10 protein-coding genes are annotated in these 11,118 nt (G+C 68.9%); 2 read left to right on the plus strand and 8 right to left on the minus strand.

The annotated features are described in order from the left end of the window. Positions 1 to 35: 35 nt before the first annotated feature. The gene (gene rpmA / locus LSF15_RS03855; RefSeq protein ID WP_232497205.1) at positions 36 to 293 is read right to left on the minus strand and encodes a 50S ribosomal protein L27; all 258 of its coding nucleotides are present in this window, start codon (positions 291 to 293) and stop codon (positions 36 to 38) included. Positions 294 to 319: 26 nt separating this feature from the next. Next, positions 320 to 628, minus strand: coding sequence for a 50S ribosomal protein L21 (rplU, locus tag LSF15_RS03860; RefSeq protein WP_232497206.1), 309 nt, complete (start codon positions 626 to 628; stop codon positions 320 to 322). 238 nt (positions 629 to 866) lie between these two features. Between rplU and LSF15_RS03865 the strand changes: the two genes are divergently transcribed. Then, positions 867 to 1,160, plus strand: coding sequence for a DUF4031 domain-containing protein (locus tag LSF15_RS03865; protein ID WP_232497207.1), 294 nt, complete (start codon positions 867 to 869; stop codon positions 1,158 to 1,160). Between the two features lie 7 nt (positions 1,161 to 1,167). On the opposite strand, the gene LSF15_RS03870 is transcribed toward LSF15_RS03865, so the two are convergent. Further along, the gene (locus tag LSF15_RS03870) at positions 1,168 to 3,828 is read right to left on the minus strand and encodes an Rne/Rng family ribonuclease (protein ID WP_232497208.1); all 2,661 of its coding nucleotides are present in this window, start codon (positions 3,826 to 3,828) and stop codon (positions 1,168 to 1,170) included. Between the two features lie 276 nt (positions 3,829 to 4,104). Here LSF15_RS03870 and LSF15_RS03875 point away from each other — a divergent pair, with 276 nt between their 5' ends. Beyond that, positions 4,105 to 4,725, plus strand: a complete 621-nt coding sequence (locus LSF15_RS03875; protein WP_232497209.1) for a vitamin K epoxide reductase family protein — start codon at positions 4,105 to 4,107, stop codon at positions 4,723 to 4,725. A 146-nt stretch (positions 4,726 to 4,871) separates the two neighbouring features. Here LSF15_RS03875 and ndk read toward each other — a convergent pair whose 3' ends face one another. The 5 genes from ndk to LSF15_RS03900 form a co-directional block, all read right to left on the minus strand. Then, positions 4,872 to 5,294, minus strand: coding sequence for a nucleoside-diphosphate kinase (gene ndk, locus LSF15_RS03880; RefSeq protein WP_232497210.1), 423 nt, complete (start codon positions 5,292 to 5,294; stop codon positions 4,872 to 4,874). Continuing rightward, positions 5,291 to 5,737 carry a DUF4233 domain-containing protein gene (locus tag LSF15_RS03885; protein ID WP_232497211.1) on the minus strand — a complete coding sequence of 149 codons (447 nt, stop codon included), beginning with the start codon at positions 5,735 to 5,737 and terminating at the stop codon, positions 5,291 to 5,293. Before LSF15_RS03885 ends, ndk begins: the two co-directional genes overlap by 4 nt. Then, complete coding sequence (locus LSF15_RS03890; protein ID WP_232497212.1) at positions 5,737 to 7,101, minus strand: bifunctional folylpolyglutamate synthase/dihydrofolate synthase; 1,365 nt, start codon at positions 7,099 to 7,101, stop codon at positions 5,737 to 5,739. Before LSF15_RS03890 ends, LSF15_RS03885 begins: the two co-directional genes overlap by 1 nt. After that, positions 7,098 to 10,436 (minus strand): isoleucine--tRNA ligase, encoded by a 3,339-nt coding sequence (gene ileS, locus LSF15_RS03895; RefSeq protein WP_232497213.1) that lies wholly within the window; start codon positions 10,434 to 10,436, stop codon positions 7,098 to 7,100. The genes LSF15_RS03890 and ileS overlap by 4 nt, the downstream gene beginning before the upstream one ends. A 249-nt stretch (positions 10,437 to 10,685) precedes the next feature. Further along, positions 10,686 to 11,081: a GntR family transcriptional regulator gene (locus LSF15_RS03900; RefSeq protein ID WP_232497214.1), complete on the minus strand. Its 396-nt coding sequence runs from the start codon at positions 11,079 to 11,081 to the stop codon at positions 10,686 to 10,688. Between the last annotated feature and the right edge of the window lie 37 nt (positions 11,082 to 11,118).

The following is an 11,118-nucleotide window of genomic DNA, read 5'->3' on the forward strand; positions in this document are numbered from 1 at the left end:
AGCCGAAGCCCGCCCTCACGAAGACCGTCGGTCGGCTATTCGCCGGCCGCCACGATGTTGACGACCTTGCGGCCGCCCTTGTTGCCGAACTGCACTGCACCGGCTTCGAGCGCGAACAGCGTGTCATCGCCGCCACGGCCGACACCCGCACCGGGGTGGAAGTGGGTGCCGCGCTGGCGGACGAGGATCTCGCCTGCGCCGACGACCTGGCCGCCGAAGCGCTTCACGCCGAGGCGCTGGGCGTTCGAGTCACGACCGTTGCGAGTGGAGCTCGCTCCCTTTTTGTGTGCCATGTCTGATTCTCCTTGCGAGCCGCGGGCTACTTGATGCCGGTGATCTTGACGCGCGTGAGCTCCTGACGGTGGCCCTGGCGCTTCTTGTAGCCGGTCTTGTTCTTGAACTTCTGGATCACGATCTTGGGGCCGCGAAGGTCGTTGAGGACCTCAGCCGTGACCGTGACCTTCGCGAGCGACTTGGCGTCGGAGGTGATCGTCTCGCCATCGACGAGGAGCACCGGGGTGAGCTGGACGTTGCCGTCCTTGTCAGCCTTGATGCGGTCCATCGTCACGATGGTGCCGACTTCGACCTTCTCCTGCCGACCGCCGGCGCGCACTACTGCGTAAACCACTACTCGTACCTATCTCTGGGGAACCTGACGGCTCCGACTGTCTGATGGGGTGTCACTGCGCGGGACCCCAGCGGGAAGGAGGGTCGTCACTGCCAGAAAACTGTGTTGCAGAATCGTCTGCAGGCGGGCACACCGGGATAAGCGGTGGCACCAACGGTCGAGTTTACCGGATGACCCGGGGCCGGTCAAACGCGCGTCACCGCGGCGAGTCGGGAGCTCGCCCGCGTAGTATCGCGGCATGACGGTGCTCATCGACACGCCGCTCTGGCCCAAGCACGGCACCGTGTGGTCGCACCTCGTGAGCGATGCCTCGGTCGACGAGCTGCACGCGTTCGCTCGACGCATGGAAGTGCCGCCTCGGGCGTTCGACCTCGACCACTACGACGTGCCGATCGAACGGTACGACGAGCTCGTCGCCGCGGGCGCCGAAGCGGTTTCGCCGCGCGAACTCATCGTGCGCCTGCGCCGCAGCGGCCTTCGGGTCACCCCGCGAGAGCGACGCGCGCGCAATGGGCGCGACGCGTCGCTCTGAGTGATCATCATTCCGAGCGGTCGGGTGCCTCGTCTGCGTCGTCGCCGTCGACTCGGGTGATGACGGGGATGGCACTGCCGCCGCTGAGCGCTCCGGTCGACACCCGACGGCTGCGAGCGCGACCCTCGCCGGCCTTCTTCGGTGCGGGAAGGGCGTCGAGCACGGAGTCGAGGAGCACCTCGGCCTCGGGCACGCGTGCCGGCCGCTTGCGGTCGACCGCGGGAGCGGGCAGGTCGATGATCGGCACCTCGGCGACGACCGGCTCGGGAGGCGCGGACTCGGCGTCGACGGGCTCTGCGGTGGAAGTGACGTCGGATGCGGCCTGGGCAGCCGCCTGCGGCTCAGCGGGCATTGCGGCCGCGGTCGCCTCGCCGGGTCCCTGCTCCTGCGTGACACGACGGTGACGACCGCGACGACGGCCACCGGTCGACTCGACCGGCTTCTGATCGGGTGCCGTCGAAGCCGGGGCCTCGCTCGACGCCGCAGCGGGGGCACCGGTCGTCTCGGGCTTGGACTCGCCGTGCGGAATCGTCGACGCGGCGATCTGGGCCAGCGCGTGCTTGACGTCTTCGGTGATCGCGTGCGTGCCCGTGTGCGGTGCGGTCGACGCGGCGGGCTGCGACTGCTGCTGGTTGCCGCCGCGGCCGCGACGGCGCTCGGGCTGCTGCGGAGCGCGGTGCTTCAGGATGGGCTCGTGATGCACGATGATGCCCCGGCCGGCGCAGACCTCGCAGGGCTCGCTGAACGTCTCGAGCAGGCCGAGGCCGAGCTTCTTGCGGGTCATCTGCACGAGGCCGAGTGACGTGACCTCGGCGACCTGGTGCTTCGTGCGGTCGCGCGAGAGGCACTCGACGAGGCGCCGCAGCACCAGGTCGCGGTTCGACTCGAGCACCATGTCGATGAAGTCGACGACGATGATGCCGCCGATGTCGCGCAGGCGCAGCTGGCGCACGATCTCTTCGGCCGCCTCGAGGTTGTTCTTCGTGACGGTTTCTTCGAGGTTGCCGCCCGAGCCGACGAACTTGCCGGTGTTGACGTCGACGACGGTCATCGCCTCGGTGCGGTCGATGACCAGCGAGCCACCAGACGGCAGCCACACCTTGCGGTCGAGCGCCTTCTCGATCTGCTCGCTGATGCGGAACTCGTCGAAGGAGTCGCGCTCGCCCTCGTAGCCCTCGACCCGCTCGAGCAGGTCGGGCGCCACTGCGCGCAGGTATCGCTCGATCGTCTGACGGGCACCGTCGCCGTCGATGACCATCTTCTGGAAGTCCTCGTTGAAGACGTCGCGCACGATCTTGATGAGCAGGTCGGGCTCGGAATGCAGCAGCGCGGGCGCCTGGACCTTCTCGAGCGTCGCCTGCACGTCGGCCCACTGCGCGATGAGGCGGTTGACGTCGAGCGTCAACTGTTCTTCGGTCGCGCCCTCGGCGGCCGTGCGAACGATGACGCCCTGGTTCTCGGGGAGCACCTCTTTGAGGATCTTCTTGAGGCGCGCCCGCTCGGTGTCGGGCAGCTTGCGGCTGATGCCGTTCATCGAACCGTTCGGCACGTACACGAGGTAGCGGCCGGGCAGCGAGACCTGGCTCGTGAGGCGTGCACCCTTGTGGCCGACCGGGTCCTTCGTGACCTGCACGAGCACGCGGTCGCCGGGCTTGAGCGCCAACTCGATGCGACGGGGCTGGTTCTTCTCGCCGTTCTCGGCGGCGGCGTCCCAGTCGACTTCGCCCGAGTAGAGCACCGCGTTGCGCCCGCGGCCGATGTCGACGAACGCGGCTTCCATCGACGGGAGGACGTTCTGCACGCGACCGAGGTACACATTCCCGATGAGGGATGCATCTTGATTGCGGGCGACGTAGTGCTCGACGAGCACGCCGTCCTCGAGCACGCCGATCTGGATGCGGCCGCCCTTCTCGCGCACGACCATCGAGCGGTCGACCGATTCGCGACGCGCCAGGAACTCGGCCTCGGTGATCACCGCGCGGCGGCGACCGGCGTCACGGCCGTCACGGCGGCGTTGCTTCTTGGCCTCGAGGCGCGTCGAACCCTTGACCTTCTGCGGCTCGGTGATGAGCTCGGGCTCGCGGGGCTTGCGCACCTTGACGACGTTGTTGGCGGGCTCGTCGCCGGTGGCGCGGCCCTCTTCGCCGCTGCGGCGCCGGGTGCGGCGGCGCACGCTCGACGACTCGTCATCGGCGGTCTCGCCGCGATCGGGCCGCTCGGGCCGGTCGGGCCGCTCAGGCCGCTCGGGCCGGTCGGGCCGCTCGACCGGCACGAGCACGGGCGGCGCATGGAAGATCAGCGACGTGGTCGTCAGGGTGGCCGGAATCGGCGACACCGCCGGCGGCTCGACGTCAGCCGCGTCGGCCGCGGCCAGGTCGGAGCCGCCCGTCGGTCCCGACGAGTCGGCGGACGCCTCGACCGAGGCCTTCGCGTCGACAGGGGCCGTCTGGCCGGTCGCGACCACGGGCTCGACAGCTGGGGCGCGCGTCGCGACCGAGTCGCGAGCCGGGACATCCGACTCGTTCAGCGGCTGCGACTGGGACTCGACCGTCGGCGCCTCGATTGACTTGCCGCGCCCACGACGTGACCCGAAGAGGCCACCGCGTCGCTTGGGGGCGTTGCCGCGCGAGTCGGGTTCGTTGGTGTTCTTCTCGTTGCCTTCCACCATCTCTGGTGCACTCCTACGCCGGTTGCGACGGCCGCGCCGTCGTTCCGTACTCTTCTCGAGGGGTGCCGCGCCATGCGCAGCCCCGCCAATCCTTCATCACTGCGACCGGCAGGTTGCCTGTGTCGCCACGTCTTGCGGGTTCGTTCCCGCCCACTGCGGATGCGGTGCATCCTCGAAGCCTTCGTCGGCGTCGTGCCGGGCGCGGCCCGGACGACTCCCTCGATTATCGCATGCTCTCACGGGAGACGGTGGAATCGGCATGCCAGAATACGGATCATGCCCGACCCGTCCAGCCGTTCCCGGCCCGTCGCGTTCGCTGTATTCCTGATCGTCGCAGGGGCGCTCGGGCTCCTCGCGGCGTTCGAACTGGCACTCGAGAAGGTGCTCGTACTGAGCGAACCCGGGCATGTGCCGTCATGCGACGTCGGCGTGCTCGTCGGATGCGGCGTGAACCTCGAGTCGGCACAGGGCTCGGTGTTCGGGTTTCCGAATCCGTTCATCGGGCTGATGGCCTGGCCGGTCGTGATCACGATCGGCGTCGCGCTGCTCGGCGGCGTGCGCTTTCCGCGCTGGTTCTGGGCGGGGTTCAACCTCGGCGTCGCCGGCGCACTCGTGTTCGTCGGCTGGCTCATCGCCCAGAGCATCTACGTGCTCGACGTGCTCTGTCCCTGGTGCATGCTCACGTGGGCGGTCACCATCCCGACCTTCTGGTCGGTCACGCTGTTCAACCTGCGCGAGGGCAATATTCCCGCCACGGCACGTGTCCGGCGGCTCGCCGGTGCCTGGTTCGCGTGGGTGCCGCTGATCTCGGTCGTCAGCTATGCGGTCGTCGTGCTGCTCGCACAGGCTCAGATGAACGCGATCCCGCGGGTGCTCATCGACCTGCAGAACCTGTGACCGAGCCTGAGCGGGTTGAGGAGCGACGAAGGCGATGGGTCGAGGAGGCGCGCAGCGCCGTCTCGAGACCAGCGTCTTGAAACCCTGAGAACACGACTCGCGGTTTCGAGAAGGTAACGGGCGCTCCCTCCTCAACCCACGGCATCTCAGCCGAACCAGAGCCCGAGCTCGCGCTCGGCCGACTCGGCCGAGTCCGAGCCGTGCACGAGGTTCTGCTGCACCTTGAGGCCCCAGTCACGGCCGAAGTCGCCGCGGATCGTCCCGGGGGCAGCCGTCGTCGGGTCGGTCGTGCCGGCCAGAATGCGGAATCCCTCGATGACGCGGTTGCCCGCGACTCGGATGGCGACCGTCGGACCCGACTGCATGAACTCGATGAGCGGCTCGTAGAAGGGCTTGCCCTCGTGCTCGGCGTAGTGCTTCGCGAGCAGCTCCCGGTCGGCTTGCACGAGTCGGATGTCGACGAGCGAGTAGCCCTTGGCCTCGATGCGGCGCAGGATCTCGCCGCTGAGGTTGCGGGCGACTCCGTCGGGCTTCACGAGCACGAGGGTCTCTTCGATCGCACTGGTCATTGCTGTTCCTTCCCTGCCGCGGCGGCTGCCGCGTGCTGTCGGTCGATGCGGGCCCCGACGACCATGGCGTACCACCACATGCCGCCGAAGATCACCCCGACGACGAACATCGCCGGGTTGAGGAACCCCGAAGCGAGGATCAGCAGCTGCAGCACCCAGCCGAGCGCATAGGCCCAGTTGTGGCGCAGCAGCCCGATCGTCGCGATCAGGGCCACGATGATGACGCCGCCGGCCGCGAGGGCGACCCACGACGGAAGCTGACCCGAGGGCGCGCCCTGGGCGAGTCCCCAGATCACGAGCGCGGCGAGGAACACGATGAGCGCCTCGGACGCGAGGATGACCGCGGCGAGGCTCCGTCGCAGTGATCGCGCCGGGCGCACCGGGTGCGTGGTCGCGTCATCAGGCGCGTCGGGTGTCGGCTCGGGCTGTGCGGATTCGGCCATCAGCGACCCCATTCCCGGTCGGCGGCGATGAGCATGGCCTCGCCGACGAGGGCGATCGAGCCAGCCACCACGACTGCGCGCCTGGGGGCTTCGGCCGCCCAGGTGCGCGCCTCGTCGAGCGCATCGTCGAGACGAGGTTCGACACTCACCCGATCATCGCCGATGCGGTCGGCGACGTACACGCCGAGCTGCTCGGCGGGGACCGCGCGGTCGCTCTCGGGGGCGGTCACCACGAAGGGGCCCGGACGACGCGCGAGCGCGTTGACGATGCCGGCCACGTCTTTGTCGGCGAGCACGCCGAAGACGAACGCCACCTCGTCGAAGTCGAAGTACTCCTCGAGCCCGGCGACGAGCGCAGCGGCGCCATGCGGGTTGTGGGCCGCGTCGACGATGATCGTCGGGTCCGCGCCGACGACCTGGAGTCGTCCGGGCGACGACGCCCCACCGAGGCCCTGCGCGACGACGGAGTCGGCGAGACGCACCGAGCCGCCGCCGATGAACGCCTCGACCGCGGCCACCGCGACGGCGGCGTTCTCGGCCTGGTGACGTCCGAAGAGCGGCAACTGGAGGTCGGCGTATTCGCCTGCGAGGCCCCGGATCGTGACGAGTTGGCCGCCGACGGCGACCTTGGAGTCGAGGACGGCGAATGCGTCGCCTTCGACGGCGAGGGTCGACTCGGTCATGTCGGCCGCCTCTTCGAGCACCGCGAGCGCCTCGTCGGGTTGGATCGCCGTCACGACCGAGGCAGCCGGCTTGATGATGCCCGACTTCGTACGCGCGATCGCCTCGATGGTCGAGCCGAGTCGCCCCTCGTGGTCGAGCGCGATCGGGGTGAACACGGCGACCTGGCCATCGGCGACGTTCGTCGAGTCCCACTCGCCGCCCATGCCGACCTCGAGCACGACGACGTCGACGGGCGCGTCGGCGAAGCATGCGAACGCGAACGCGGTGAGCACCTCGAAGAAGGTCAGCGGTGCTTCGCCGGCCTGTTCGAGCTCGACGTCGACGATGGTGATGAAGGGGAGGATCTCGTCCCAGTTTCGCGCGACGGCCTCATCGTCGATCGGCTCGCCGTCGATGCGGATGCGCTCGGTGAAGCGTTCGAGGTGCGGACTCGTGAGCAGTCCCGTGCGCAGACCCGATGCGCGCAGCAGGCTCTCGATCATGCGGCTCGTCGAGGTCTTGCCGTTCGTGCCGGTGATGTGGATCACGGGCGCCGCACGGTGCGGGTCGCCGAGTAATTCGACGGCCCGGCGAGTGGGTGCCAGCCGCGGGCGGGGCGACCCCTCGCCCACGCGAGCGAGCAGTGCCGCGAAGACCGCGTCGGCGGCGTCGCGGGCGTCGTGGTCGATCTCGTCGTTCACGCCTTCTCCAATCCGATGTGCAGCTTCGTTCCGCCGGCGAGGGGCTCGGCGACCGACGCCGCGATCGCGTCGATCTCCCCGAGTTCGAGTTCCGTCGCGAGCGTCTCGCCGGCGATGAGCTCGCGGTGCGCTTCGGCTGATGCACGGCTCTCGTCGTCGAGCGACAGCGTGAGCCGGATACGGTCGCCGACCTCGAGTCCGGCGGCCTTGCGGGCGTCCTGCACCGCACGCACGATGTCGCGGGCCCTGCCCTCGGCCTCGAGCTCGGCCGTCGTCGCCGTGTCGAGGATCACGAAGCCGCCGTCGGCCAGCAGCGCGAGCGCGCTCTGCCCATCGCCGGAACCCCCGGCCTCGAGCACGAGGTCGTACTCCCCCGGCTCGAGCGCGATGCCGCCCGCGACGACCGAATCACCGTCGAGCGACCAGTCGCCGGCACGTGCCGCCTGGATCGCCTGCTGCACCGACTTGCCGAGCCTCGGCCCGGCGGCCCGGGCGTTGACGCTCAACCGCTTGGTGACGCCGTACACCTCGGCGCTCGACCCGTCGAGCGACACGAGGTCGACCGACTTCACGTTCAGCTCGTCGCGCAGGATGGCTTCGAACGGAGCGAGGCCCGAGGCATCCGTCGTGACGATCGTGAGGTTCGCCAGCGGCAGCCGCACCCGGCGGCCCGCCTGCTTGCGCAGCGCGAGGGACGCTCCGCTGATCTCGCGCACCGCGTCCATCACGGCGACGAGCTCGTTGTCGGCCGGGAATTCGGCGGCGTCGGGCCAATCGGCCAAGTGAACGCTGCGGCCCCCCGTGAGTCCGCGCCACACCTGCTCGGACGTGAGCGGCAGCAGCGGCGCCGCGAGGCGCGTGAGGGTCTCGAGCACCGTGAACAGCGTGTCGAACGCCTCGCGGCCGCCGCCGTCGGCGTCGACGCCCGTCCAGAACCGGTCGCGCGAGCGACGCACGTACCAGTTGGTGAGCACGTCGCCGAAGTCCCGCAGCTTCTGCGCGGCGAGGGTCGTATCGAAGTCCTCGAGATCGTCGGTGACCCGGGTCACGAGATCACGGAGCTTCGCCAGCAGATAGCGATCGAGCACGTCGGTCGAGTCGGTGCGCCGTTGCGCCTCGTAGCCTGCCGTCGCACCGTCGGTCGACGAGCGCGCCGTGTTCGCATACAGCGAGAAGAAGTACCAGGTGCTCCAGAGCGGCAGCATGAACTGGCGCACGCCCTCGCGGATGCCCTCCTCGGTGACGACGAGGTTGCCGCCGCGCAGCACCGGACTCGACATCAGGAACCAGCGCATCGCGTCGGACCCGTCGCGGTCGAAGACCTCGTTCACGTCGGGGTAGTTGCGCAGCGACTTCGACATCTTCTGCCCGTCGCTGCCGAGCACGATGCCGTGACTCACGACGTTCTTGAACGCCACCCGGTCGAAGAGCGCCGTCGACAGCACGTGCATGACGTAGAACCATCCGCGCGTCTGCCCGATGTACTCGACGATGAAGTCGGCGGGCTGGCGGGTGTCGAACCACTCCTGGTTCTCGAACGGGTAGTGCACCTGCGCGAACGGCATCGAACCCGAGTCGAACCACACGTCGAACACGTCGGGGATGCGCCGCATCGTCGAGCGACCGGTCGGATCGTCGGGGTTGGGCCTCGTGAGCTCGTCGATGTACGGGCGGTGCAGGTCGGGCTCGCCGTCGGGGTTGCGCGGCAGTGTGCCGAAGTCGCGCTCGAGGTCGGCGAGCGAGCCGTAGACGTCGACGCGCGGGTGCGCCGGGTCATCGCTCTTCCACACGGGGATCGGCGAACCGAAGTAGCGGTTGCGGCTGATCGACCAGTCGCGCGCGCCGGCGACCCACTTGCCGAACTGGCCGTCCTTGACGTTCTCGGGCACCCACGTGACCTCTTGGTTGAGTTCGCCCATGCGGTCGCGGAACTCGGAGACGCGGATGAACCAGCTCGAGACGGCCTTGTAGATGAGCGGGTTGCGGCAGCGCCAGCAGTGCGGGTACGAGTGCACGTAGCTCGCTTCGCGGAGCAGCCGCCCCTCGGCCTTCAGCAGCCGGATGAGCGGCCTGTTGGCGTCGCTCCAGAGCATTCCGGCGACATCGGTCACGGCCGGCAGGAACCTGCCGCCCTCATCGAGCGAGATGATGACCGGGATGCCGGCCGCCTCGCTGACCTTCTGGTCTTCTTCGCCGTAGGCGGGCGCCTGGTGCACGATGCCGGTGCCGTCTTCGGTCGTGACGTAGTCGGCGACGAGGATCTGCCACGCGTGCTGCAACCCGTAGGCCTCGACGTCGGCGTAGTAATCGAAGAGCCGGTCGTAGGTCACGCCCTCGAGGTCGGCACCGCGCACCGTCCGCGAGACCGCGGCGCGAGCGTTGTCGGCGGCATCGTAGCCGAGCTCCTTCGCGTAGTTGCCGACGAGGTCGGCGGCGAGCAGGTACTCACCGCCGAGCACCTCGGTATCGGATGCCCCGTCGCCGACCTTCTCGCGAAGCACGGTGGCGTCGGGCGTGCCGTTGGGGCCCGCGGGGACGACGGCGTACTCGATGTCGGGACCGACCGCGAGGGCGAAGTTCGTGGGCAGCGTCCACGGAGTCGTGGTCCACGCCAGCGCACGCACGGCGGTGAGGCCGAGCGACTCGGCCCTGGCGCCGGTGAGCGGGAAGGTGACCGTCACGGTCTGGTCTTGCACGTCCTTGTAGACGTCGTCGTCCATGCGCAGTTCGTGGTTCGACAACGGCGTCTGGTCGCGCCAGCAGTACGGCAGCACGCGATAGCCCTCGTAGGCGAGTCCCTTGTCGTGCAGGGTCTTGAACGCCCAGATGACCGATTCCATGAACGTGACGTCGAGGGTCTTGTAGTCGTTCTCGAAGTCGACCCAGCGTGCCTGGCGGGTGACGTAGTCCTGCCACTCCTTCGTGTAGCGGAGCACCGCTGTGCGCGCGGCCTCGTTGAAGGCCGCGATGCCCATCTCCTCGATCTCGCTCTTGTCGGTGATGCCGAGCTGGCGCTCGGCCTCGAGTTCGGCGGGGAGTCCGTGCGTGTCCCACCCGAAGCGGCGGTGCACCTGACGGCCGCGCATGGTCTGGAAGCGCGGGAAGACGTCTTTCGCGTACCCCGTCAGCAGGTGGCCGTAGTGCGGCAGCCCATTGGCGAAGGGCGGGCCGTCGTTGAAGACCCACTCGGGCGCGCCCTGACGGTGGTCGATCGATGCCTGGAAGGTGCCGTCGGCGTTCCAGAAGGCGAGCACGCCGCGCTCGATGGCGGGGAAGCTCGGCGACGGCGCGACGCCTGCGGCGGCGGACTCTGGATCCTGACCCTTGGGGTACAACGTGCTCTCCTGGATGGACTGACCTGATCCACGAGGACGGCCGACTCGACGAGTTCAGCCGCGGTACCACCCCGCTTGCGCATCGACCCGTCGACCTGCCCGGGGATCGTTGCACCGCTTGTTCTTAGGCTGTGACGGGCCAGACCCGTTCGGTTCTACTGAGCGTTCGCCGTTCTTCCGAAGACTCCCCGGTGATGGCCGGTTCGATGTCGTTCCCTCGAGTGTATCGGGTCGGCCCACGACGTGCGATCAGCGGGTCGGCACGGGCCGCTGCACCCCGGCGGCCTGGGGCGTCCACCGATATGCCTCGTGAATGAGCGCGAGGAGCGCGCCCTCGGAGACGTCGTGCGACTTCGCCTCGTCGACGAGGTCGTGGATCGCCCCGGCGAGCGCGGCATGACCGCCGATGCGAACGGCCACGACCGCACCTCGCCCGCGGTGCAGTTCGATGAGTCGCTCGTCGCGCAGTACGTGATAGGCGCGCAGCACGGTGTGCACGTTGAGGTCGAGCGAGGCCGCGAGCTCACGGGCGGCCGGCAACCGTTCGCCGCCCGAAAGCCGCCCGTCGATGATCGACGCGCGAATGCCCGAGACGAGCTGCTCGTACAGCGGGGTCGCGAGCGTCGGATCGATGCGAATGAGCATCTTCAAATCATATTCTTCTAGCTGTAATAGAACAACT

The organism is Agromyces humatus, assembly GCF_021228295.1.
Taxonomy (GTDB): domain Bacteria; phylum Actinomycetota; class Actinomycetes; order Actinomycetales; family Microbacteriaceae; genus Agromyces; species Agromyces humatus.